Raw genomic sequence first — 23748 nt, forward strand, 5'->3', positions numbered from 1 at the left:
ACCGGCGGGACCGGCCCGTGATCATTGGAATCGGGATCGATATTGTTCAATCGAGACGGATTAAAGAGGCCATTGAGAAATGGGAAAAAAGGTTTTTGAATCGGATTTTCACCCCTCCGGAGCAGGAATATTGTCTCCGTCATAAATCTCCGCATCTTTTTTTCGGCGGCCGATTTGCCGTCAAAGAAGCCATGTTTAAAGCTTTGGGAACCGGATGGCGCGGCGGGGTCCAATGGAAAGAAATTCAGGTTGAAAATCTTCAATCCGGCCAACCGGTCGTTCAGGTGTTTGGAAAAATTAAAGAGATCCTCCGTCAGAGAGAAGTGGAAAAGATTCATGTCTCAATTTCACATGATACCGACTATTCATTGGGAGAGGTAATTCTTGAAAGTCGTTAGTGCTCAAGAAATGGCCTGGCTTGACCGGGAAACTTCGGCGAAACAGGATATTTCCTCCCTGATCCTGATGGAAAATGCCGGCCAAAAGAGTTATACACGCATCGCTTCCCTCTTCGGCCCGCTCAATGCGCTTTCCATTTTGATTGTTGCCGGTGAAGGGAACAATGGTGGCGATGGACTGGTCCTCGCACGCGCTCTTTTGCAAAGAGATCTCTCACCTGTCCTCGTACTCCCCCTGGGATCACCAAAGAAATCAGAATCGAAAGTGAATTATGATATCTACAAGAAAATGGGGGGAAATATATTTCAGGGCAAAATGGGTGTCGATGAACTTCCAGCACTCATTCTTAAAAGTGACATAATCGTCGACGCGCTATTTGGAACGGGTCTGAGCCGTCCTGTGTCGGGAAAACTTTCAGAGATGATCCGCCAAATTAATCAGTCGGGTAAAATAATTGTCTCGCTCGATATTCCATCCGGAATTTCGGCTGATACCGGAGAAGTTCTGGGAAGTGCGGTGAACGCAAGAGTTACACTGACTTACGGCCTCCCCAAAAAAGGACATTTTCTTTTCCCTGGAGCGGCCTATCGAGGAAAGTTATTTGTCGAAGATATCGGGATTCCTCCGGCACTCGTGCATCAGGCAGGCATTAAAACCACGCTCCTGGACGCTCTTCAGATCAAGGAAATTCTTCCAAAAAAACGAACGACGGATAGTCATAAGGGAACTTACGGACATCTACTCGTTTTGGCGGGATCAAGGGGAAAGCGGGGAGCAGGAGCCCTCTGCTGCAAAGCTGCGCTCCGTACCGGGGCGGGCCTTGTCACCTGGGGACTCCCCGAGAGTCTCGATTCTCCCGATCCCTTTATTCCCGAAGTCATGACGCTCCCCTTGCCTCAAACGCCAGAAGGGAATCTTGGCCTGGCAGGCGCGGATACGATCCTTGACGCTGTTCGTCGTAAAACGGCCGTGGCGATCGGTCCGGGGTTGGGCACTCATCGGGAAACCCGGGCTCTTCTGAAAAAAATTCTGCCGCAAATCGAAATTCCTGTTATTCTTGACGCCGATGGGATCAACTTAATTGCGGAAGAAAAAGGGCTTTTGAAGTCGTTAAAAAACCCGATCCTTTTGACTCCCCATCCGGGAGAATTTGCAAGGCTGGTTGGGATGGAACCGGAAGCCATTCAAAAAAACCGATTTTCAATGGTCAGTGTTGCGGCCCGGGAAAATCGATCGGTCTTCGTTTTAAAAGGAGCCTATACCCTGATCTCGGCACCGGATGAATCGGTCTGGATTAATCCCACCGGTAATCCGGGTATGGCGACTGCCGGAACGGGCGACGTCCTCACGGGAATAATCGGCGCTTTGGCCGCTCAGGGATTATCCCTCGTTCAAGCCGCCCAGGCGGGTGTCTATCTCCATGGCATGGCCGGAGATCTTGCTCGTGAAGAAAAAGGAGAAGTCGGGATGATCGCAAGCGATCTGATTGAAAAAATACCCGTAGTCATAAAAACATTCAGATCAGAAGAGGATGAATGATGATTTTCCAGTTGTCCGTTTTATTTGCGATTTTGATGGGAGCACTTGCTTTAAGTATGTTTATTCATACCTATCAAAGCCGAAGAAAAATATTAAAGAACTTTCAAAAAGTTTCATTCAATGCAAAAAAGATGGAAGGAAAAGCGATTCAGAAAAACATACTCGCTTTTCCCTCTTTCGAGGGAAAAGATCAGAACCGGAAAGTATCGGCCTTCTTTCATATCGCGGAAGGGAAGCAGACCAGCGTCATCTATTTTACCAGCAGTATTGAAGTAAAGTCTCCTTTCTCCCTTTTCCTCAAGAAAGAGCACTTTTACCGACCTGTCCAGAGCAATCGTCTTGAAAAAAACGCGGGAAAGCTCATTCCGGATCTCGACCCCCGATTTGAAATCCGGAGCAACGATGAAGAAAGGACAAGGCGTTTTTTTAAAAATGAGCAGGTGGTAAAGCATCTCGCTCAATTGGATCGATATCCAGCCGCTCAATTTGGTCCTGACGCCGTGATTATCAGCAAACCCTATGATGGTGTTAAAGACACCCACCCTGACGCCATTGCTGACAGCTTTGAACTGTTGCATGATTTGGCAGAAGCAATGGAATCGGTTTCCTAGAGTGAAAATGGAATGGATCACCCGAAGCGAAGAGGAGACCCTTTCGGCAGGCAATCAGTTGGGAGCCCGCTTGCAAGGGGGAGAGGTCATTACGCTTTCGGGGCCGCTTGGGGCTGGAAAAACCACTTTTGCCAAAGGGGTGGGACAGGCTCTGTCCATTTCTCCCCTTGTCATGACCAGTCCGACCTTTATCTTAAGAGCAGAGCATGAGGGCAGGTTTCCGCTTGCCCACATCGATCTTTATCGCGTTGACAGGCTGGAGGAGATGAACAGGCTGGGGCTCTTTGACCAGGAAAACCCTCTGACCATTTTACTGATTGAATGGCCTGAAAAAGCACAAGAGATTCTTCCTCGGGAAAGATTGGAAATTAAGATCAGCCCGAAGGGAACCGAACACAGAAAATTCTCTTTAAACGGACGGGGCCAGGATTATTCATATTTGATCTTCGAATTGAAATGTCACGAAAAAAATTAGAAAAAGAATTATTATCGATTGTTCAATCCGTCGAGGACCACCTTCAGGAGGCCCGCATGACAGGAATCATAGAGGTTCAATTGAAACAAAAAGAGGCCTCTCCTGTAAAGTCCTGTCAAACGCTGGAGGAGATCCAGACCTGGATGGGAGATTGCCAAAGATGCAAATTGAATACGACCCGAAATCACATTGTCTTTGGAACCGGAAATTCACATCCTGATCTTGTTTTTGTCGGAGAAGGTCCGGGCGCTGACGAGGACGATCAAGGGAAACCCTTTGTCGGAAGAGCGGGGCAGCTACTGACAAAAATGATTGAAGCGATGGGAATTAAACGGGAAGAGGTCTATATCACCAATGTGGTCAAATGCCGTCCTCCCGCCAATCGTAATCCCGAACCGGAAGAAATCAGGGCTTGTTCTCCGTTTCTCGAGAATCAGCTCAAAGTCCTGAAACCCCGGGTGATCTGCACGCTGGGAACTTTTGCTTCCCAGACTCTTCTTAAGACCGATGAGAAGATCTCCAGGCTCAGAGGAAGGTTTCACCCCTACGAAGGGATGCTCTTGATGCCGACTTACCATCCCGCCTACCTCCTGAGAAATCCATCGGAAAAAAAATCCTCCTGGGAAGATATTCAAATAATCATGAAAGAACTCAATCTTAAACCCTTATAGGAAGGAAGCATCGGATGGAACAGCTCTGGGCTCCCTGGAGAATGGCCTTTATCAAAGGTGAAAAAAATGGCGGCTGCATTTTCTGCGTCAAACCCAAAGAAAATAAGGACGAAAAGAACTATATTCTCCATCAAAACAGATACTCGATGGTCATGATGAATATCTTTCCTTATAATCACGCCCATCTACTCGTCTCTCCATTTGAACATGTAAACGGGATTGATCTGTTGCCCCAGGAAAGTCTCGTCGGAATGATGAACGCCGTACAACTTTCGGTCGCTATACTCAAAGAAGCGCTTCACCCGGAAGGATTCAATATTGGAATCAATATGGGTAAATCTGCCGGCGCCGGAATTGAAGATCATGTCCATATCCATATCGTTCCTCGCTGGACCGGAGATACCAATTTCATGCCTCTCCTCGCTGAAACCAAAGTCATGCCGGAACATCTGGATACGACCTATCAAAAACTCCTTCCTCTATTTAGGAGGAAACGTAAGGAATGATTCGCGCCCTGATCTCTTTGGTCGTGCTCTTTATCGTTTTTGTTTTTCTGGTGAACAATAAAGATGCGGTTATTTCCATTCAATATTTCCCGGGTGGAAGCGCCAAGATGATTCCGCTCTACCTGTTTGTTCTGGGCACTTTTTTGTTGGGGTTCGTTCTCTCTGTCGTTATGATGATCCCAAGCTGGCTCAGATTAAAGCTCGAGACGAGAAGGCAGCGAAAGGAAATCGAATCTCTTTCTGAAGAAATCGGACATTTAAGAATCCTCTCTCCCTCAACATCTTCTTCTACTCCCTCGGCTCTCGAGAAGGATTCTCCCGAGCATTAAGAGGACTTTTCCCCGGAAAGAACCATGGATCAAACTCCACTCATGAAGCAATATCTTCAAATCAAGAAAAACTATCCAGGGTCGACTCTCTTGTTCCGGGTAGGAGATTTTTATGAAATGTTTTACGAGGATGCGGTATCGGCATCTAAAATACTCAATATCGCCCTGACTTCACGCGATAAATCCAAAGAAAATGGCATCCCTCTTTGCGGCATTCCGTATCACGCACTCAATAGTTATCTTTCCAAACTGATTAAGGCAGGACACCAGGTCGCTCTCTGCGAACAGATGGAAGACCCGCGCTTCGTCAAGGGAATCGTGAAGAGAGAGGTTGTTCGGGTGATCTCTCCCGGAACACTTGTCGAATCGGAACTTCTGGAGGGCCCAGGAAACAATTATTTTGCTTCGATCTCGATTCACCCTAAAGTAAGCGCCTTCGCCTATATCGATATCTCGACGGGTGATTTCAGCTGTGCCACTTTGGACGGTGATTTTGCCATATCCGATCTCTGTAGTGAACTCGATTCGTTGGTCCCGAGAGAACTCCTGGTTCCGGAAGGAACGTTTTCAGATCCTCGCCTGAAATCGATCGAATTGAATCCGAAGTGGAAGATTCATCTTCTTCCCCGGGAATCCTTTGCTTCTGACAATAATATTTTCGCCCTTCAAAAACATTTCAGAAATAGCGACTTTTCCCGATTCCAAAGGGAAGATCAGAAAGCAGCGCTATCTGCGGCGGGCGCGCTCTTCACTTATCTTATGGCGATGGTCAAAACACCTCTCTCCCATGTTACCGAATTAAAATGGATCCGGCCGGAACACTATATGGTGATGGATTTCTCCACACATCGGAGCCTGGAGTTGACCCAGAACAGTTATAATGGAAAAAGAGAACATTCCCTTCTGTCGGTTTTAGACAAAACAGAGACTTCAATGGGAGGGAGAAAACTGAGAAAGTGGATTTATCGCCCTCTGATTCAACCGGAAGAAATTGTAAAAAGAGAGGATGCCGTTGAGTTTTTTTTCACAGGATTTGAAACGTCCCAAAGATTGAGAGGTAATCTGAAGACGATTCACGATCTTGAAAGAATGATTAGCAGAATCTCCCTGAACAGTTGCAATGGAAGAGATTTGATCGCATTAAAAAACTCGCTGGCCCCTTTAAGTTCGATTCCTCAACATTTTAAAACTCCCCTTCCTTCTCTCCTCGAGACCCTTTTGGAAAAATGGGACAATCTGGACGATGTCTTTCACTGGATAGACGCTTCAATCGTCGAGGATCCACCTCTTTCTATCAAGGACGGCGCTTTGATTAAACGGGGATATTCCAGCGAGCTGGATGATTTGAAATCTCTCGGTTTCAACCTGAAATCGACACTCGCCAATCTGGAAACGGAAGAAAGAGAAAAGACCGGAATTGATTCCCTAAAGATCAGATATAACCAGGTAGCGGGATATTACATCGAAGTGTCCAAGGGAAAAACGGGGCGGGTGCCGGACCATTATCAGAGAAAACAGACGCTGACTCATGCCGAAAGGTATACCATTCCGAAACTTCTGGAACTGGAATCCAGGATCACGGAGTCAGAAAAACGGATCAAAGACCTGGAAGGATCTCTGTTCGAAAAAATACGCGCTCTCGTCTCCGCCGAATCCCCGCGGATACTCGCCATGGCTGACAGAATTGCTACGCTGGATATCCTCAGTACATTTGCAGAGGTCGCCAGAGATCGCGGATATGTCCGTCCGGTCATCTCGGCTGATAACGGCTTAAAGATTCTTGAAGGAAGACATCCGGTGATTGAAAATATTCTGCCCGTCGGACAGTTTGTCCCGAATGATCTCATCCTGGACGCCCATACCCACATGATGATTATTACCGGGCCAAATATGGCGGGCAAGTCGACGACAATGCGACAAGCGGCTCTGATTGTCATCATGGCCCAGATGGGAAGTTTTGTCCCGGCCAAAGAATGCACTTTCGGGATTGTCGATAAACTGTTCACCCGCATCGGGGCGGCAGACTATCTCACACAGGGACAGAGTACTTTTATGGTTGAAATGATGGAGGCGGCTCATATTCTCAACAGCGCCACATCCAGGAGCCTGATTATTCTAGACGAAATCGGAAGGGGAACCAGTACCTTCGACGGGATCAGCATTGCCTGGGCAATTGCTGAATTTATTTTGAAACATCTGGGAACCCGGACGCTCTTCGCTACGCACTATCTCGAATTGACGGGCCTTTCGCTCGCCTGGGAAAGCGCCAAGAATTTTAATATCCAGGTCAAGGAACAAAATGACGAAATTATTTTCTTGAGGAAGATTGCTGCCGGCATTGCCGATCGAAGCTATGGTATCCAGGTCGCCCGTCTTGCCGGAATACCCGGGGAAGTGACACAACGAGCCAAAGAAATTTTGAAGGACCTGGAAGACAAAACGCTGAGCCGGGAGGCCATACCAAACCGTCTCCGGTTTGCGAACGATCGTGGAACAACCGTTTCCGAAGTGGCCGCATTTCCGTCGCAGGAAGAGAACCGGCAAAGAGAAATGATTGAAATACTGAAGAAAACAGATCATTTCAATATGACTCCTCTTGAAGCCATCAACCTCATTCATCGCCTTAAACTGATGCTCGATGAAAAGAGGGAGGGGTCGTCTTGAAATCTTTCCTTGATCCGGCGATGTCAGCCGCTCGCCTGGCGGGAGAAGTCCTGATGAACAGAGTCTCGCTGGTACAAATCGAATACAAAGATAGTTCGAAGCGGAATATCGTTTCCAATATTGACCTCGCAGCTGAAAAGGTCATTACCGATTTCATTAAAGAGCGGTGGCCTGATCATCAGATCCTGGCCGAAGAAAGCGGCGCCAGTCATCAATCCTCTTCTTACAAGTGGATCATTGATCCTCTGGATGGCACAACCAATTATATCCACGGGTTTCCTTTCTATTCTGTTTCTATCGGACTGGAATTGGAAGGGAAAGTCCTGGTCGGAGTCGTCTATGAACCGGTCAGGAATAACATCTATTACGCCGAAAAGGGCAAGGGGGCGTTTCTAAACGGTCAGCGCCTACGGGTCTCCGACGTGACACTCCTGGCACAAGCTCTCTTAGTTACCGGATTTTCCTATCAAATGAGTGAAAATACCGAATCGAATTTTGACCTGTTTTATCGATTCAGTCATGCTGCCCAGGCAGTCCGGCGGACAGGATCTGCCGCGCTCGATCTCTGTTACCTTGCCGCCGGTTTTTTTGATGGATACTGGGAAATGAATCTTGCGCCCTGGGACACTGCCGCAGGAAGCCTGATCGTCGAAGAGGCCGGTGGAAAATTGAGTGGATTTCATGGAGAACCCTTTTCAATTTACTCCAAAGAGATCCTGGCTTCGAATGGGAACCTGCATATCCAGATGATGGAACTTTTACAAAAATAGTCACGACCCTTACCCCAAGTTCAGGTTTTACCTGTTGCTCTCCCCAATTCAAATCCCATATTGCCTTTTAAACCATTGGAAATAAAGGATTTACTTTTTTTTAAAAAAAAACAGGCAGGCATACGAGTTGCACCCTCTCTAGCCCGGTACCTATTAAACACTGGACCCAATCCTTGTCAAAATCTCTTAAATTCTATTTTTTAAACCTTTTGCTCATCCTCTCCGCATTAAGAGATTTTCTCATTCCCTGGCTTCCCACATTTATGGTCAGGCTCCTGGTCAAGAAAGGGGCATTTGCTTTTCTGATTCATCCCCAAAATATCGCTGACGTTCAGAAAAAATTCCCGTTCGCAAAATATTTTTCATCCGAGATTATTGAAAATCTTATCTATTTTCTTCCTCCGCTTATCGGTTCCCGCGTTTCCGGCTTGAAAGGCATTAACCCGGAACAACCCGATACCCCTGTCGACGGATATATTATCATCTGTCCTCTTTCGGCAAAACAGATGCATCAGGATCCAAAGCTGGCAAAAAGAAGAATTCTGCAAACCGTTCGTTTTTCCGAAAAACTGGGCGCTAAAATTATCGGTTTGGGAGCGTTAACGGCTTCGATGACCGATGGAGGGGTCTACCTCTCCGATAAAGTAAAATGCGGCGTCACCTCGGGCCATGCCTACACTACCGCGATTATCGTCGATATGCTGGAAGGCGTCGCAAAAATTATGGAAAGAGACCTCTCGTCCCTTTCCGTTGCGGTGGTTGGTGCAGCTGGCTATATGGGCAATCCCGTTTCCAGACTCGTTGCAAAAAAGAATCCCGGAAGGCTCTTCCTGGTTGACCGGCAGAGAAAAAAACAATCCCTTGAAAAACTGGCGAAAGAGATCTCTGAACCAAGAAAAGAGGTCGTAGATCCGCGACGAGTCGTTGTATCGATCAATCTGTCGAAACTGAAAGAGGCCGACATTATCATCGTGGTCACGAATTCACTTGAAGTCATCATTAAATCGGAACATCTCAAGCCGGGGGCAGTCGTGTTGGATGATACCGCGCCCAGAAATACTTCCATGGAACTGGTGGTCCAAAGACCCGATATTCTCATTCTCGACGTGGTCGCTCAGGCCCCTGATGTTCTCTCGAATTTTAATTTCAGATTTCCCCTTAAACATGATATCTACACCTGTCTTGGCGAGGCATTGATACTGGGCGCCCGGCACTGGAAACAGAATTATGCGGTAGGCCATTTTGATTACGGGCTCGTCGACGAAGTATCAAAATGGGGACAAGAAATGGGATTTGGCATTGCTCCATTTCGAAGCTTTAGCCAACTCGTAACCCTGGATAAAATAAATCGGATTAAATCCTTTTATAAAAAGGGTTCCGGCAATCGCCAGGACTTTACTCTGATTAAGGATTAATTAAAAGTGGATTTTAAAAATATCCTAAATATTCTCGTCGCGCTCTTTAACCTGATATTCGGCGTAATTATTTTCATCCGGGCTCAAAAAAGAGCGGCACATCACTATTTCAGCTTTATCTCTTTTGGCATCGCGGCGTGGGCGATTTGCATGGCGCTCTTCCGGTGGACTGCTGTCATCGATTCTTCCCTGATCTGGGCAAGGCTGCTGTATGTCCCGCCCGTTTTCATTGTTACGAATTTCTTATTATTCACCTATGTCTTTCCCAATAAACCCTTCCGCTTTGACTTCCGAACCCACGGGATTATCGCTCTGACAGGCGCGGGCATGATTTTTCTCGTCCTTTTCCCGGGGGGAGTAATTAAATCTGTCATTCTCCCAGTTCACGCGGAGGAAGTAAAAATTGTATTTGGACCGGCGTATTCCCTGTATTTTCTGATGGTTCTTTCTTATTTTTCATGGGGATTTGTCCGCCTCCACAAGATGCAAAAAGTTTCAGCGGGACTTGTCAAAATTCAGATTCAGTTTGTTCTTTACGGTACATTGATTTCTGCCAATCTCGGTCTGGTCACCAATCTGCTTCTGCCGACGTTTGGATTTTTCGACTTCAACTGGATGGGTCCGGTCTTTACGCTGATTATGGTTTCTACCATCGGATATGCCATTGTCCGACATCGCCTGATGGACATCCGTTCACCTCTCAGTAAAAATATCGCGTATTCATTCCTGCTCATTTCGGCATTTTCGACCTATTCGGGAGTCCTGATACTTACGTCTGACCTGTTTCTCGAAAAGTATTTCGGAAACGTCTCCGGAACGATGGTTGTTGCCATTTTGCTGGCCCTGGGGTTCGAACCGATCAAACGGTTCATCGAAAAGACCACCAACCGGATTTTCTACAAGAAAAATTACGATCCTCAACAGCTTTTGACCGAGCTGAACCGAGGCATTCATTCCATTATTGATCTGACGAAAATTCTCAATTCCATTAAAAATATCGTCATGGCCCATTTCAGTCTTGAAAGAATGGGCATTTATCTGGTTGATGAAACGGGACTGGAATATATTCCCAGAGAGCAAAATGGTTTGCTCGACTCATTTCCTATCTCATCTCAAAACACGATCATCCGGAACCTGGAAAAACCGGGAACCCTCATCTATGAAAACCTGCTTGGAAAAATAAATAAATCGGCCGAGGAAGAACAGATTCTTTTCGAGATGGAACGAAGAGGGATAGGCTTGATCGCCCCCCTTTATAACGAAAATAAGCTGATTGGACTTTATCTTTTCGGCCACAAGAAATCCGGCGATTATTTTACAGGGCTGGACCTTCAAATCATTGAAATTATTGCCGCCCAGACCGGAACGACCATTGAGAACGCCCGGCTCTACCAGATGGTGAATACGCAGATGGAAGAACTCAAGAAAAACCAGATGCAGCAATTGATTCAGGCCGCAAAGCTCACCTCTATCGGTGAGCTGGCAACCAGCGTCGCCCATGAGATTAACAACCCACTCACAGGCATTCTCGGTTTTGCAACCCTTCTGTTAAAAGGAATGGATGATCGTGATCCGAAAAAGCGGGATGTCAGGGTCATCGAAAGCGAGGCGCTCAGGACACGCACCATTGTTCGTTCTTTACTCGACTTCGCAAGACAGAGGGAACCCAAGCGAGAAAAAGCCGACCTGAATGAAGTGTTGAAAGGTACGCTCGTTTTGGTTCGACACCAGGCGGAACTTTCAAACATCGAACTCATAGAACAGTACAAAGAGAAGATACCGCTCATTTCAATTGATATCGATCAAATGAAACAGGTTTTTATCAATATTATTAAAAACGCATTTGACGCCATGCATGACGGAGGTAAACTATACATTAAAACGAATCTTCTATTCGTGAAAAAAGCGTATGACGAAAACCTGGCCGAAGAAGTCCCGCATGATGCCTCCCAGACTGTTGAGATCACCTTTTCAGATACGGGAGCGGGCATGACGCCTGAAGTCATAAAGCGGATCTTTGAACCCTTCTATACGACCAAGGGCGAAAAAATGGGTACCGGACTGGGCCTGTCGGTTACCTATGGCATCATCGAACGACATGGAGGCCAAATCGAGGTTCAGAGTGCTCCAGGAAAAGGGACGACTTTTAAAATCAAATGTCCAGTTATCAGCAATGAGGGTTGATCAATGATGTTCAAGAGAAAAGTTTTGGTCGTGGATGACGAGAGTCTGATCGTAGAACTCTGCCAGCGCTTCCTGTCCAGCGCGGGATATGAAATCAAGACCGTATTTCGGGGCGACGATGCGATCGCACTCTGTCAAAAAGAGGCTTTCGATCTCATTTTGTCGGATGTCCGGATGCCGGGAATCAGCGGTCTCGAATTGATCAAAAACATTAAACAGATCCAGCCACAAATGGTCATTGTAATCATGACCGGACACGGAACGATTCAAACCGCGATTGAAGCGATGAAACAGGGGGCCCTCGGATTTCTGCTCAAGCCTTTTACTGAAGAGGAACTCTTAAAATCGATTCAATACGCGACCGAAATGAACGACATGGTTAAGGAGAATATGAGAATGAAGTCCTATATGGGGCTTTTCGAGGTCAGTCAATCCTTGATGAAAGAGACCCATCTCGACCTTCTTCTGCCAAAAATCGTCGACATTATCACAAAAGAGACTAAAGCAGACCGGGCTTCCATTATGCTGCTGGACCCTGACAAGAAAGAACTTGTGGTGAAAGCTCATTGTGGATTTACCGAGGTTTTTCCGGAAATGTTCAAGAAGAAACTGGGGGAATGGGTGGCCGGGAAAGTTGCCGTGACCAAAGAACCCATCCTCATTCAGGGAACGCAAACCAATGATCCTGAATTGAGCCAATATTTAAATAACCAGCAGATCACCTCTTCCCTCACCGTTCCTCTGATTTTAAATGGAAAAGTGATTGGAACGCTAAACGCCTCCAAATTGAAGGAATCCCCGCCGTTTACGGAAAGCGACGTCGACCTGGTTACGATTATGGCGGGACAGGCCGCGGTCTCAATTGAAAACGCGACGCTCTATGAAAAAGTCTTTTCAAATTACATTAAAACGATCGAAGCGCTTTTGACCGCCATGGAGGTAAAGGATCTCTATACGCAAGGTCACTCAGCCCGGGTTTCTAAAATATCGCGCCTGTTGGGAACGGAACTTAACCTCCCGGTAAAAATGGTCGATGATATCGCCATGTCGGCGCTTCTTCATGATATTGGAAAAATTGGAATACAGGATCAGGTATTGCAAAAACCCGGCAAACTGGATGATCTGGAAACCATTATCATGAGAGAGCACCCGGCCAATGGCGTAAAAATACTCCGGCCGATCGAACTGCCAAGCCACATTCTGGAATCCGTCCATTCCCATCACGAGTGGTGGAATGGGACAGGTTATCCGAGAGGATTGAAAGGTGAAGGAATATCCCTGGGAGGTAGAATCATCGCCGTCGCGGATACGATCGATTCCATGATCAGCAACCGGGTTTACCGAAGAGCGCTCGGTCTGGAAAATATGAAAGAAGAATTGCAGAAATTTTCCGGAATTCAATTCGATGCAAACGTGATCAACGCGTTTTTCACACTCATTGACAAGATGGGAATGCCAGCTTTTCTCGAGAGCTTAAACGTGGGAGGAATTCCTGTTCCCGCGGAACAGAGTGTCTAGGAAAAAGGAACCAAAATAAATGTCCCGAGAAAGATCAGCAGGGAAATCCATCCGATGAACACCCTTTTTCCTCCCAATGTGATATCTTGATCTTCCAACGGGGGATGTTGAAGCCCAATAACGGCGCCCAGAATCCCCCAGATCCACCATCCCGGCCAGCCGAAAAAACCCGCAAACATCAATAAAATGACGGTAAGGACAGAGATCTTCCGGTGACGCTTCCCGAATAGTGCGTAAACGAGATGTCCTCCGTCAAATTGTCCGATCGGAATCAAATTCAGGCTGGTGACAAACAGACCTATCCAACCCGCAAAAGCAATCGGATGGAGATCAATGAAATAACCGTCCGGAAGGGAACCAATCAACTGATGAACGAAAAAATAGAAAATAGGAGAATTGCCAAATGAGATTTCCTGAATATCAGGCGGTTTGAGCGTCACCTCTGAAAGCGGAATTCCGATCAGGAGCGCGGCACATGACAGAATGAATCCGGCGATCGGACCGGCAACGGCAATGTCAAAAAGCGCCTTTTTATAAATAACGGGTGAACGCATCTTAATAAATGCGCCAAAGGTTCCGATGATAAAGGGATACGGGGGGGCTGGAATAAAGTAGGGTAATGAAGCATCAACCCCATAACGCCTGCAGGCCAGATAATGTCCCAGCTCATGGGAAAGGAGTATGACCATAAGCGTGATTGAAAATGATATCCCTTTTGTAATTTCCCGGGGATTACGGAAAGGGTTTGCGCCTGAAAGGAACGCTCCTGCAAGAAGTGTCGTGACAAGCGTCAAAACGAACAAGAGCAAAGCCAGCTTGTATTTTGTCTTCTCTTTCTTCTCAATGACCAAGGGGTTCTGGAGGAGGACTTCTTCCATCAGGACGTACTCCCCCGAATCCAGGCAATCTGTTCCATGGGCAATTCCACCCACTGGGCCGAAGTCTGCAGACTGACACTTTCCTCCGTTGCGCCAATCAAAACGCCTTGATAAAGGAGGCCGTTCGCCATAATTTCTACTTTCTGTCCTCTGAAAGATTCGATTTCATCCATCATCATGACATTAACCTTTCACCCGTGGAAAAATCTTTCCGGGATTCAGGATTCCCCTGGGGTCAAAGGTTTTCTTCAGACTTTTCATTAATGCAATTTCTCCCGGTCCCAGCTCCATCGGCAAATAGGGAGCCTTGGTCAGTCCTATGCCATGCTCACCGGATAGACTTCCTCCCAGGCGAAGGGTCAGCTCAAAAATCTCTTCGACTGCCTTTTGGGCTCTATCCCATTCTTCCTTTTTCTTCTCGTCGGTCATAATATTGACATGAAGATTTCCCTCTCCCGCGTGACCAAAACTGACTATGATCAACTGAAATTTTTTGGAAAGTTCGCTTAGTCCCTGAACCATTTCGGCGATCTTGCTGCGGGGAACCACAATATCCTCATTAATTTTTGTCGGCTTTAATTTATACAAGGATTGAGAAAGCGCTTTCCGCGCCTTCCATATTTTCCTTTTTTCTTCTTCGTCCTTTGCGAACTCGACCGACAAGGCTCCGTTTTCCATGCACAGGACTTTGATGACTTCCGCTTCTTCGAGTGCGGCTCTCCTTTCCCCATCCGTCTCAATCAGTAAAATGGCCTGAGCTTCGGAGGGAAGACCGAAGCGTTGATATGCGTCAACAATATTGAGTGAGGCATCATCCATATATTCCAGTACAGAGGGCCGGACTTTCGACCGGATAATATGAGAAATTGCACGAGCCGCCGATTGAATCGATGAAAATATGGCAAGAAGACTCTGTTGATGCTCCGGAAACGGGAGGAGTCGTAAATTCGCCCGCGTCACAACAGCCAGTGTTCCTTCCGCTCCAACCATGAGGCGGGTTAGATCGTATCCCACGGTTCTCTTGACCGTCTCCCCTCCTGTTTGAATAATCTCTCCCGTCGGAAGGACCATTTCAAGCCCCAAAAGGTAGTCCCGGGTGCCGCCGTACTTGACGGAATGAGGCCCCGAGGCCCCTTCGGCAATATTCCCACCCAAGGTGCAAAAATCGGAGCTTGAAGGGTCGGGAGGATAATAGAGCCCTTTTTCCCTCACCTTTCTGTGCAATTCTCCCGTAATGACACCCGCTTCGGCGACCGCAATCAGATTTTCTTCGTCAATTCTAATGATCCTGTTCATTCTTTCTTGTGAAAGGAGAATTCCGCCCTGAACCGGGACCGCACCCCCGGTAAAACCGCTCCCCAAACCTCTCGGCACTACGGGGATGCCCTCTTGATTCGCAAAAATCAGGATTTTGGAAATCTCATCTGCGGTAGATGGCCGGACCAGTACATCGGGCATGAACTCTATTTGTGTCGCGTCGAAACCATAACAAAGGAGATCTTCTTTTCCGGTGGCAATCCAGGGTTTTGGAAGGAGTGTTTCCAGCCGCTTGATTTGTTGATCCGTCAGCATGACATCATCATAACAAACCCTTCAAAGAGGCACAATCTGAAATTGATTTTGCAGGAATAGCCTGCCTAAAACCCGATTTAGAAACCTTTAATCATTTGAATTTTTTGACGATTTAAGCTATCCTTAATCCTAGTAGACTCGCTCTTGAATGGGTGTTTGTTTCTTGAAAGTGACTCATTTTTAAACCTCAAAAATATAGTTTAGATCCTTTGATTTTTCCCTCTTTTCTCTTTTCCGCTTTGTGTTTGTTCTTTCTGTTTGTTCCTAATGTCATCGCCGGGGGATACGGAGATCTGAAATCAAGTCTTCTTGTCGAACTCAGGTCCAACTTCCAGCAGTTAAAAAGCATGGCAAACGAGCCTGCGCCGCTTCCACCGGCGGACAATGTGCCTCTGCGGATTTATGAGAATGGATTAAACCTTCTCCATAACGGCGACGGCTATACGGCCATTCAAAAACTCAAAGAACTCCTCGCTTCCAGTCAGGTCTCGGACTCATTTAAAAAAGAAATACATGCCACGCTCGGCTATATTTACCTGGATCAGCTCCGGCCGAAGGAAGCCCTGTTGGAATTTTCGGTTCTTGAAAAGGAACCTGCATTCAGAGAAACCGCTCTGAACGGAATCGCCTGGAGTCTATTGGAAGAAGAAGAGTTTGTCAAAACTATCGCTATTTTTGAAGAGTTGGTCAATGAATATCCGGATGGAGAAAACAGTCCGGAGGCCTATTCCAAAATGGGCTTTTGTTATTCCCGTCTTCTCTCCTACCCTAACGGTGTTGCTTATTACCAAAAAGCCCTGCACCTCTATAACAAACGTATCGAGACGCTTCACAGACTTCTTCAGGCTTCCCAAGAACCGACTTTATTTGAAAGGGAATTTATTTTTGTCCATTCTCCCCCGGATTGGAAATTATTGTTTCATCAGATGCAAACCACTTCCACCGGCGAGGAGTTCTTAAAAATGGCGGAGGAGTTTTTTAATCTAACCGAACGAATTAATAAAAATCCGGCTTTTCAGTCAAATGCAGGTACCGTCCGGAATTCTTTGGCGCCCATGAAAGTGCATATTCAAACGCTTATCCAGAAATATGTTCAGGAAAGCCTGATGGAAAGAGTGTCTATTTACCAGGATCTATCCTCGGACACCGCAGTCGAACTCGCAAGAAATATGGTAATGGAACAGTCTTTGCAGGCGCAAAACAAGAGCGGCCGATGAAAGGGTTATTTGTCTCTCTCCTATCGGCCTGTCTGGTCTTAAATTCAGTGAATCCTTCATCGGTCTATGGGCTCAAAATTGAAGATGAAAAGCTCAAAAAGATCATTTCGAATATTATGGTCGGAAATGAAAATTCCTTAACTCAATCGGGTCAGGCTGAGGCACTGAAAGAATATGAATCTTTTCTGTCCCAATTTGATATTTCCAACAACCAGCAGGCCGAATCGCTACTCCGGTTAGGCCATTTGATTATGGCTATGGAAGAAAATGAAGAAGAACTTCAGAAGATTCCAGTCGTTCCCCTCCGGCATCACAGAGATCATACCTATTCCATAGGAATTTATGAAAAACTCCGGGCCAATGCTGCCCTGTATCCCACCAATGACGAACTACTCTATCAACTGGCCCATGGTTATGACGAGTCGGATAAAAAGGAACGGTCGCTTTCCCTTCTCAAAGAACTGGCCGACCGCTTTCCAAAGAGCAGTTATTATGCCGAAGCCCGGTTCAGAATCGGGGAATCGTATTTCAATGAGGGTAAATTTCCGGAAGCTTCGGTTTCGTATCTGAAAGGGCTGGAGTCCAATCCGGCCAATCCGTTAATGGATTTCATTTCTTATAAGCTCATCTGGTCTTACTTCAAAATGGGGGACTATCGAAGAACGGTCGATCGGGTCATCTCGTCTTTAAATCGATATTCTGTGCACCAGCCCAATGGGAAAACGCTTCTCGATATTGAATCACTTTCTGATTCCAGCTGGAATGAGGTCAAAGAACTGATTCATCTGGCAACGCTTTCCATTGATTTCTGGGGTGGCACGGATAAAGCAAGGAGCTATTTTGACTTTCATGGACATGTCTCCTTTGAAAACCTGATATATCGGCCCTTGGGCCATCTCTACCTGAATCGAGGAAAGTTTCAGGAAGCAGCCTATGCTTTTAACACCTTTCTTTCTTTATACCCAACTCATGAAGATGCCCCACTGTTTCAACTGGACCTGATTGAGGCTTACCAGAAAGGCGAAAAACCCGAATTGGCTAAACAGGCCCGGGAATCACTCATTGAAAACTTCAAACCAGAAACAGCCTGGTGGAAAGCAAACAACCAAACTGCACGGGAAAAAACCGCTCTCGTTCGAAAGGAAATACTCTTTCAACAGGCTCAGTCCTACCATGGGGAGGCCCAGAAATCAAATAAAAGAGGCGATTATCTAAATGCCATTACAAGTTATCAGAAATTTTTGTCCAATTTTCCAAAAGAAATGGAGGCTCCCCGAATTCACTTTTTTCTTGGAGAAGCTTTTTTTGAAACAGATCAGTTTGAACAGGCGGCTTCGGCTTATGAAACATCCGCTTATCAATACCCTTTACACCTGTACAGCCAGGACGCCGGATGGACCGCTCTGATTTCCTACGAAAAGGCGCTCATTCGGTCTCCCGATTCTTCCAAATCTCTTCAACAATCCCTGTTGAAATCGTGTGAATCTTATCTGAAAAACTTTCCCCATTCTCCAAAACGACAGACCGTTTTGTTTAAAGCGATGACCCTGTCGCTACAGACCGGAAATAGCAAAAATGGAAGAGCTTATGCGCAACAGATTCTTGACTCGCCGTTAGACATCGTTTCCGCGGAAATGATTGTTCAGACCCATTTCTTGCTGGCAAAAAACGCCTATGAGAACGGAGAATTCGATCGAGCAGAAGCCGAATTTAAAGAGACGGAGTCCTGGAGAAGAAGACCCGGGTATCATGATCCGGATGGTCCGCCTCAAAAGGAAATCATGGAATTTCTCGCTTCAATTCAATATAAGAGAGCAGACCTCCTGAAAAACGAACTGAAGTGGAAGGAGGCCGCCAATGCATTCTATCACCTTTACGAGGAGTATCCGGAAAGCGAGTTGGCGGCCGTCTCCCTGATGAATTCCGGAAGTACGTTTTTGGAATCAAAAGACTATGATTCTGCATTAAACTCCTTCAACAAAGTCACCGTTTCCTATCCAAAATCCTCTTTTTATCAAGATGCAGCTTTGGCACTGGCTACGCTTTATGAAAGAAAGGGGAAATGGAACGAAGCCGCATCAGGATATGAACTCCTTCTTTCAAAGACTTCTGAATCCGATAAAAAGAACCGGTATTCTGACAAGCTCTATTCTCTTTACTACCGGGATGGCAACTGGCTAAAACTCAATCAGATTCTGAAATCGGCATTTAAAGAATCCTCTCTGAAAAACTTGAAATATCTCTATTTTTATGGAAAATCAGCCAAAGAATTAAACATGGATGCTGATGTGCTTCTTTCGGCCGATCAGGCGCTGATTCTCCTCAATCAGAATGAACTGAAAGAACCTGAAGATGAAAAATGGGTGATGAAAGCAATGTTATTGAAAGGTGATATTCTCGCGCGGGAATTTGTCACATTGATTCTTTCAGATCCCATTGAAAAAAGCCTCCCGCTAAAAAAGGAAAAGCTTAAAGAGACCCTGGACACCTTTAATATCGCCGCCCAATCCGGATACCCGGACATTGCGCCGGAAGCGCTCTATCATATTGGCAGTCTCTTCGAACAATTCGCAAATGATCTGGTTAGGTCTGAAAGGCCCAAAGAATTGACACCGGAACAGAGGGAAATTTATGAAGGCCTTTTGACCAATCAGATCAAACCGTTTTACCAAAAAGCAATCGATGTCTATAAGCAATCCTTGCTCCTGGATAAACAGCTTGAAAATGAATGGGTTAAGAAAAGCGACGCCCGATACCGTCAGCTGATACTGGAAAATAAAGGGTCATGATGATGAAACAGGTTAAATTCATTTTCGGAGTTATTCTCCTCATATTCGTTTTCGGATATTCATTCAACCCGGTTCATGCAGAGGAACTCCGCAAGATGTCGAATGATCCGGTCGTGCCGAAATCATCTACTTTCAGGGAGTCTGAAATTTTGGGAACACTTGAAAGGCCACAGTTGAATACAGAGCTCCGGTGGAAAGGTCCCTTGATTAATAATTTTAATTCACCGCAATCACATCGAACCTTCAAAAAGGAAATATTTCGTCCGGTTCACCCTTAAAAAAATATAAAAATGAGACCCAGCAATTGGCCCTGGAAAGAGGAGTATAAATGGAAATTATTATTTTTCTGATCGGAAGTTTCAAAGCAGGCGGCATTTTTATGTATGCTATTTTGGCGGTATTGGCTATTGGAACAGCGATTATCATAGAAAGATTATTATCGCTATTCTACAGGAACCGGGGCGATGGAAAGATTCTCTGGAAAAAGGTAAAAAATCTCGTTGGTAAGGGCCAGCTGAAGGAGGCGCTCGAACTCTGTGATGGGACCGGAACTTACCTCTCCCATGTTCTTGCCTCAGGAATCCAGAAAAGAATTCAGTCCACATCTGAAAAGGAAATCCAGGGAGCCTTTGAAGAAACGCTGCTTGAAATTCAGCCTTACCTGGAAAAACGGATTCACTATCTCTATGCGCTATCGAATGTTTCGACACTTCTTGGGCTTCTCGGAACAGTTACCGGTCTGATTCAATCTTTCACCGCGGTTTCGGCTTCGGACCCGGCTCAAAAGTCGGTTCTCCTGGCAAGTGGCATTTCACTGGCGCTCAATAATACCGCGTTCGGACTCCTCATCGCGATTATCCTGATGCTTTCCTACTCCTTTATGCAGTCTAAGAGCGCTACACTTGAAGATGAGATCGATGAATACTCTCTGAAGCTTCTCCACCTGTTAACCGAATCGAATCCGAAATCCTCATGAATCTGAACCGGGAAAAACGAAAAAAGAGAAGGGCTCAGGCGGACGAAGCGATTCATATCGTCGCCCTCTGGAATTTGATGCTGATCTTGATCCCCTTTCTCCTTCTATCCGCCGCATTTTCAGAGACCGCCATTCTCAATCTCATGATACCCGCCGTTACCGCCTCTCCCTCCGAACCCAAACCCACCAGTCCTGTAAAAGTCCCCATACAGCTCACGCTCAAAATGGACGGCATGATCCTCGAACAGGGACCTTCGCAAAGGAACCTGATTCCCCTTCGCGAAGGGCGGTACGATATCACAGCACTTGCAGCATTGCTGGAGGACTTTAAAAGGAAGAACGCAACCGAAGAGACGATTATTCTTTCCAGTTCATCGCATGTTTCTTATGAAACGCTGATTCAGGCGATGGACCAATGTCGGAGCGCGGGATTTCCAGAAATCTCGCTTGGGTCGGACTCCCCCGGAGAAACCCTATGATTCGGAACAAATCGAGGCGTCATCTCGAACCTCCGAGATTAAATCTGACCGCTATGGTGGACGTATTTACCGTTCTGCTTGTATTCTTGCTAAAAAGCTACTCTGCCGAAGGGACCCTGAATTCTCCTGTTCCTGTCAATCTCCCGATCTCCACGGCGAACTTGTCAGGTGATCTGAATCTGGTTGTTACCGTGACAGAAAAAGAACTGTTTCTTGACCAAACTAAAATTGTGGATTCCTCGCTTTTTTCTACTGACGTTCCTAACATTCCAAAATTAGATGAAGCGGTGGTTTCTCTCATGCATAAAAACAATACGCCTTCCAGTCAAAAACAGGTGACTATTCAAGGCGATAAACGAATCCCATACTACCTCCTTAGAAAGATCATTTATACTTTTACTCAAAACGGCTTCACAGATATTTCTCTTGCCGTCTATCCGAAAGAGAGCGGGAAATGAGCAGCAGGGTCGATGTTCACAAGATTGATGACCGGCTCGAGTTTAATCTGATTCTCGCGGGTACGTCTGCATTCTATCTGGCTTTGATCGTCCTCTTGTCTATACTCCCCTTGAACTGGAATCACATCCGACCCCAATCGACCCGGCCAGCAAGGAAGATCTCTCTACTCGTTTCTCCGCCCAAGCCTGCTCCCCGGCCGGTTCTTCCGCTACCTATTCCAAAACCGGAGAAAAAGAAACCTCCAGTTCCCATTCGTCCTAAAAAGGCCGCAAAGGAACCTTCACCCGTTCCAGAAAGGCCCCCTGAACCAAGCGCCGAAGAGCTTGAACAAAAAAGGTCAGCAGCCCTTGCCTTGCAAAAAGCCAGGGAGCTTGAAAAAAATAAGGAGATTGCAAACAATAAAATTGCTTCGCTTTTTGGAAACAGTGCGGAAGATTTGATTCAAAACAAAAATTTGAATGTCATTGCCGCCAAAAATCCTGCGGGTCACACCGGAGTCAAGGAGATCCCTGCGGCTCCCAAGGGAGAGGATTTGCAGATCCCGATTCAGAATCTGGATACGGATTCGATTCTGAAAGGCCTCCCCGCGGGAAAAGATAACCAGTCAACGGCATTATTTGGTGAGCACGAGACGAAACACTTTGGCTCCGGAGGTGGCACGGGGAAAATTGAAAGTATCCGATCTCCTGAAGACTTCGAAAGGTCATTTAAAGCTTACGAAGGAAGGTTGAAATCGTTTTATGACAAAACCCTCCAGTCAAAACCGGCTTTAGCGGGAAAGATGTTGGTCAAGATTATTCTTGCCGCCGACGGATCAGTCATCCGATGCGATATCCTTTCCAGCACACTCAATGACAGAACATTTGAGGAAGAGATCCGGCGGATGATCCAGGAACAATTTCGCTTCTCCAGAATTGCACAGGGGGAAGAGTCTTACAATCATTCGCTGAAGTTTCACCCGGAGAAATGAACCGGCAATTCCTCTTCTTCGATGTCGTCACCGGAATGATCTGAGGATTCTTCGGGTGCCATGCTGGAAAGGATACGGTCCCACATCTTTTCTTCGGCCTTTTCCTCATCCGATTTTTCCTTTTGTAAAAAGGACCGGTGACCGCAAAGAAGACACCGCCATGCTTCTTCTGCAAGATCCCATATCAGTCCGAGTGCATCCCGATCGCGGCCGGCCTGACAATGGGGACAAGGAATGCTCAATGAATGATGACTCGTGCCGATCGTCTCTTCGTTTAGCATTTCTTTTCTCCTTCCCGCTAAAATGTGAACTTCCAATTCTTCAATTGATTTAGATGGAAGTGTACCGGGAAATTGTTAAGAAGAGATAAAAAGGTGGTAAAGATTTTCTAAATTAATCACGGTTCAAGGATGCGAAAACCCTATTCTTTATAAAAAGCGGGACTCTCCAGACAGGTCAAACGAGGTGACAGACGGTAGCGGACGATCACGCATGGAGGACTCTTAATTTGAAAATGCTTCGGAAAACTTGTAGCCCATTCCTCTGACAGTCAGGATATATTTCGGAGAAGTATTGTCGTCTTCTATTTTTGATCTCAGATTGGCAACATGTACATCGATGACCCGATCAACAACGCTGACATCTTCATAAGCATAAATCTTTTGAATCAACTGCTCTCGCGTCAAAACATGTCCGGGTGAACTTGCCAACGCTTGCAAAATCTTGTATTCATATACCGTCAGCGAAACATCTTTCCCCAATAGCGTCACATTGCACTTGTCAAAATCAATTTCAAGATCGAGGCACTTTAATTTCCTTATGCTCCCCTGGGCTTTCGGAATACTCCGTCTCAGAATGGCGCGAACCCGGGCAATCAATTCCCGCGGGCTAAACGGTTTGGTCAAATAATCATCTGCCCCGATGGATAAACCCAATATCTTGTCAAATTCATCGGCTTTCTGGGTAAGCATTAAAATGGGAATTTCTGAATTCTTACGTATTTGACGACAAACTTCAATTCCATCTATCTTGGGAAGCATCAAATCGAGAATGATCAATCTCGGATCGTTTTTTTCCGCACTTTGAATGGCCTCTTCACCGTCAGAAGCTCGGATCGTCGCAAAGCCATCGTTTTGAAGTGAATTTGCAATTAAAGATGAAATTTTAATATCGTCATCGACTATCAATATCGGATTCATGAGCAATTACCCCCACTGTTTCAATGAGATTCCAAATCTTTTCATTTAATACTGTAGGGAGCATATAATGTCGTTATAAGGCGCGGATAAAAATAATGTTAAATTTTATAAAGATTATATTAAGAATT

The 23748-nt window shown here is 46.1% G+C and carries 23 protein-coding genes; 18 read left to right on the forward strand and 5 right to left on the reverse strand.

The genetic code is table 11. The annotated features are described in order from the left end of the window. Positions 1-17 precede the first annotated feature (17 nt). The 12 genes from acpS to HY200_10945 all read left to right on the forward strand — a co-directional run bounded on the left by acpS (position 18) and on the right by HY200_10945 (position 13081). A complete protein-coding gene (gene acpS, locus HY200_10890) occupies positions 18-398 on the forward strand; it encodes a holo-ACP synthase (protein MBI3595451.1) in 381 nt (126 codons plus the stop codon). Next, positions 385-1938: an NAD(P)H-hydrate dehydratase gene (locus HY200_10895; GenBank protein MBI3595452.1), complete on the forward strand. Its 1554-nt coding sequence runs from the start codon at positions 385-387 to the stop codon at positions 1936-1938. Before acpS ends, HY200_10895 begins: the two co-directional genes overlap by 14 nt. Then, on the forward strand, positions 1935-2549 hold the full coding sequence (locus tag HY200_10900; GenBank protein ID MBI3595453.1) for a hypothetical protein: 615 nt from the start codon (positions 1935-1937) through the stop codon (positions 2547-2549). The genes HY200_10895 and HY200_10900 overlap by 4 nt, the downstream gene beginning before the upstream one ends. A 7-nt stretch (positions 2550-2556) precedes the next feature. Further along, positions 2557-3024: a tRNA (adenosine(37)-N6)-threonylcarbamoyltransferase complex ATPase subunit type 1 TsaE gene (tsaE, locus tag HY200_10905; GenBank protein ID MBI3595454.1), complete on the forward strand. Its 468-nt coding sequence runs from the start codon at positions 2557-2559 to the stop codon at positions 3022-3024. Further along, on the forward strand, positions 3006-3695 hold the full coding sequence (locus tag HY200_10910; GenBank protein ID MBI3595455.1) for a uracil-DNA glycosylase: 690 nt from the start codon (positions 3006-3008) through the stop codon (positions 3693-3695). Before tsaE ends, HY200_10910 begins: the two co-directional genes overlap by 19 nt. Positions 3696-3709: 14 nt before the next feature. After that, positions 3710-4201: an HIT domain-containing protein gene (locus tag HY200_10915; GenBank protein MBI3595456.1), complete on the forward strand. Its 492-nt coding sequence runs from the start codon at positions 3710-3712 to the stop codon at positions 4199-4201. Continuing rightward, complete coding sequence (locus HY200_10920) at positions 4198-4530, forward strand: LapA family protein (protein MBI3595457.1); 333 nt, start codon at positions 4198-4200, stop codon at positions 4528-4530. The genes HY200_10915 and HY200_10920 overlap by 4 nt, the downstream gene beginning before the upstream one ends. Positions 4531-4554: 24 nt before the next feature. Then, on the forward strand, positions 4555-7194 hold the full coding sequence (gene mutS / locus HY200_10925; protein MBI3595458.1) for a DNA mismatch repair protein MutS: 2640 nt from the start codon (positions 4555-4557) through the stop codon (positions 7192-7194). A 20-nt stretch (positions 7195-7214) separates the two neighbouring features. Then, on the forward strand, positions 7215-7964 hold the full coding sequence (locus HY200_10930) for an inositol monophosphatase (protein MBI3595459.1): 750 nt from the start codon (positions 7215-7217) through the stop codon (positions 7962-7964). A 173-nt stretch (positions 7965-8137) separates the two neighbouring features. Further along, positions 8138-9379 carry a hypothetical protein gene (locus HY200_10935; protein ID MBI3595460.1) on the forward strand — a complete coding sequence of 414 codons (1242 nt, stop codon included), beginning with the start codon at positions 8138-8140 and terminating at the stop codon, positions 9377-9379. Positions 9380-9385: 6 nt separating this feature from the next. Then, positions 9386-11563, forward strand: coding sequence for a hypothetical protein (locus HY200_10940; protein ID MBI3595461.1), 2178 nt, complete (start codon positions 9386-9388; stop codon positions 11561-11563). A 3-nt stretch (positions 11564-11566) separates the two neighbouring features. Beyond that, positions 11567-13081 carry a response regulator gene (locus HY200_10945; GenBank protein MBI3595462.1) on the forward strand — a complete coding sequence of 505 codons (1515 nt, stop codon included), beginning with the start codon at positions 11567-11569 and terminating at the stop codon, positions 13079-13081. Here the strand turns inward: HY200_10945 and HY200_10950 are convergent. From HY200_10950 to HY200_10960, 3 genes are read right to left on the reverse strand one after another with little or no spacing between them, the layout of a single operon-like run. Further along, a complete protein-coding gene (locus HY200_10950; GenBank protein MBI3595463.1) occupies positions 13078-13959 on the reverse strand; it encodes a site-2 protease family protein in 882 nt (293 codons plus the stop codon). The genes HY200_10945 and HY200_10950 overlap by 4 nt on opposite strands. Beyond that, on the reverse strand, positions 13959-14138 hold the full coding sequence (locus HY200_10955) for a hypothetical protein (GenBank protein ID MBI3595464.1): 180 nt from the start codon (positions 14136-14138) through the stop codon (positions 13959-13961). The genes HY200_10950 and HY200_10955 overlap by 1 nt, the downstream gene beginning before the upstream one ends. A gap of 4 nt (positions 14139-14142) precedes the next feature. Then, positions 14143-15531, reverse strand: coding sequence for an FAD-binding protein (locus HY200_10960; GenBank protein MBI3595465.1), 1389 nt, complete (start codon positions 15529-15531; stop codon positions 14143-14145). 347 nt (positions 15532-15878) lie between these two features. On the opposite strand from HY200_10960, the gene HY200_10965 reads away from it, so the two are divergent. The 6 genes from HY200_10965 (at position 15879) to HY200_10990 (ending at position 22421) form a co-directional block, all read left to right on the forward strand. Continuing rightward, positions 15879-16748: a hypothetical protein gene (locus HY200_10965; protein MBI3595466.1), complete on the forward strand. Its 870-nt coding sequence runs from the start codon at positions 15879-15881 to the stop codon at positions 16746-16748. Further along, positions 16745-19537: a tetratricopeptide repeat protein gene (locus HY200_10970; protein MBI3595467.1), complete on the forward strand. Its 2793-nt coding sequence runs from the start codon at positions 16745-16747 to the stop codon at positions 19535-19537. Before HY200_10965 ends, HY200_10970 begins: the two co-directional genes overlap by 4 nt. A gap of 328 nt (positions 19538-19865) precedes the next feature. Then, the gene (locus HY200_10975) at positions 19866-20513 is read left to right on the forward strand and encodes a MotA/TolQ/ExbB proton channel family protein (GenBank protein ID MBI3595468.1); all 648 of its coding nucleotides are present in this window, start codon (positions 19866-19868) and stop codon (positions 20511-20513) included. Next, on the forward strand, positions 20510-20992 hold the full coding sequence (locus tag HY200_10980; GenBank protein ID MBI3595469.1) for a biopolymer transporter ExbD: 483 nt from the start codon (positions 20510-20512) through the stop codon (positions 20990-20992). Before HY200_10975 ends, HY200_10980 begins: the two co-directional genes overlap by 4 nt. Beyond that, positions 20989-21450, forward strand: coding sequence for a biopolymer transporter ExbD (locus tag HY200_10985; protein MBI3595470.1), 462 nt, complete (start codon positions 20989-20991; stop codon positions 21448-21450). Before HY200_10980 ends, HY200_10985 begins: the two co-directional genes overlap by 4 nt. Then, a complete protein-coding gene (locus HY200_10990) occupies positions 21447-22421 on the forward strand; it encodes an AgmX/PglI C-terminal domain-containing protein (GenBank protein MBI3595471.1) in 975 nt (324 codons plus the stop codon). The genes HY200_10985 and HY200_10990 overlap by 4 nt, the downstream gene beginning before the upstream one ends. Here HY200_10990 and HY200_10995 read toward each other — a convergent pair. After that, positions 22406-22702 carry a hypothetical protein gene (locus tag HY200_10995; GenBank protein ID MBI3595472.1) on the reverse strand — a complete coding sequence of 99 codons (297 nt, stop codon included), beginning with the start codon at positions 22700-22702 and terminating at the stop codon, positions 22406-22408. The genes HY200_10990 and HY200_10995 overlap by 16 nt on opposite strands. A gap of 222 nt (positions 22703-22924) precedes the next feature. Further along, positions 22925-23620 (reverse strand): response regulator transcription factor, encoded by a 696-nt coding sequence (locus HY200_11000; protein MBI3595473.1) that lies wholly within the window; start codon positions 23618-23620, stop codon positions 22925-22927. Positions 23621-23748 lie beyond the last annotated feature (128 nt).

The organism is Nitrospirota bacterium, from assembly GCA_016194305.1.
GTDB lineage: Bacteria > Nitrospirota > Nitrospiria > JACQBW01 > JACQBW01 > JACQBW01.

What these genes read in the sequence shown, in the direction of transcription:
- HY200_10970 (MBI3595467.1), top strand. Translation starts at nt 16,745, where the DNA reads ATGAAAGGGTTATTTGTCTCTCTCCTATCGGCCTGTCTGGTCTTAAAT.
- HY200_10950 (MBI3595463.1), bottom strand. Translation starts at nt 13,959, where the DNA reads ATGGAAGAAGTCCTCCTCCAGAACCCCTTGGTCATTGAGAAGAAAGAG.
- HY200_10985 (MBI3595470.1), top strand. Translation starts at nt 20,989, where the DNA reads ATGATTCGGAACAAATCGAGGCGTCATCTCGAACCTCCGAGATTAAAT.
- HY200_10900 (MBI3595453.1), top strand. Translation starts at nt 1,935, where the DNA reads ATGATGATTTTCCAGTTGTCCGTTTTATTTGCGATTTTGATGGGAGCA.
- HY200_10975 (MBI3595468.1), top strand. Translation starts at nt 19,866, where the DNA reads ATGGAAATTATTATTTTTCTGATCGGAAGTTTCAAAGCAGGCGGCATT.
- tsaE (MBI3595454.1), top strand. Translation starts at nt 2,557, where the DNA reads ATGGAATGGATCACCCGAAGCGAAGAGGAGACCCTTTCGGCAGGCAAT.
- HY200_10945 (MBI3595462.1), top strand. Translation starts at nt 11,567, where the DNA reads ATGATGTTCAAGAGAAAAGTTTTGGTCGTGGATGACGAGAGTCTGATC.
- HY200_10955 (MBI3595464.1), bottom strand. Translation starts at nt 14,138, where the DNA reads ATGATGATGGATGAAATCGAATCTTTCAGAGGACAGAAAGTAGAAATT.
- HY200_11000 (MBI3595473.1), bottom strand. Translation starts at nt 23,620, where the DNA reads ATGAATCCGATATTGATAGTCGATGACGATATTAAAATTTCATCTTTA.
- HY200_10995 (MBI3595472.1), bottom strand. Translation starts at nt 22,702, where the DNA reads ATGCTAAACGAAGAGACGATCGGCACGAGTCATCATTCATTGAGCATT.
- HY200_10990 (MBI3595471.1), top strand. Translation starts at nt 21,447, where the DNA reads ATGAGCAGCAGGGTCGATGTTCACAAGATTGATGACCGGCTCGAGTTT.
- HY200_10980 (MBI3595469.1), top strand. Translation starts at nt 20,510, where the DNA reads ATGAATCTGAACCGGGAAAAACGAAAAAAGAGAAGGGCTCAGGCGGAC.
- HY200_10915 (MBI3595456.1), top strand. Translation starts at nt 3,710, where the DNA reads ATGGAACAGCTCTGGGCTCCCTGGAGAATGGCCTTTATCAAAGGTGAA.
- mutS (MBI3595458.1), top strand. Translation starts at nt 4,555, where the DNA reads ATGGATCAAACTCCACTCATGAAGCAATATCTTCAAATCAAGAAAAAC.
- HY200_10930 (MBI3595459.1), top strand. Translation starts at nt 7,215, where the DNA reads ATGTCAGCCGCTCGCCTGGCGGGAGAAGTCCTGATGAACAGAGTCTCG.
- HY200_10920 (MBI3595457.1), top strand. Translation starts at nt 4,198, where the DNA reads ATGATTCGCGCCCTGATCTCTTTGGTCGTGCTCTTTATCGTTTTTGTT.
- HY200_10965 (MBI3595466.1), top strand. Translation starts at nt 15,879, where the DNA reads ATGGCAAACGAGCCTGCGCCGCTTCCACCGGCGGACAATGTGCCTCTG.
- HY200_10910 (MBI3595455.1), top strand. Translation starts at nt 3,006, where the DNA reads ATGTCACGAAAAAAATTAGAAAAAGAATTATTATCGATTGTTCAATCC.
- HY200_10960 (MBI3595465.1), bottom strand. Translation starts at nt 15,531, where the DNA reads ATGCTGACGGATCAACAAATCAAGCGGCTGGAAACACTCCTTCCAAAA.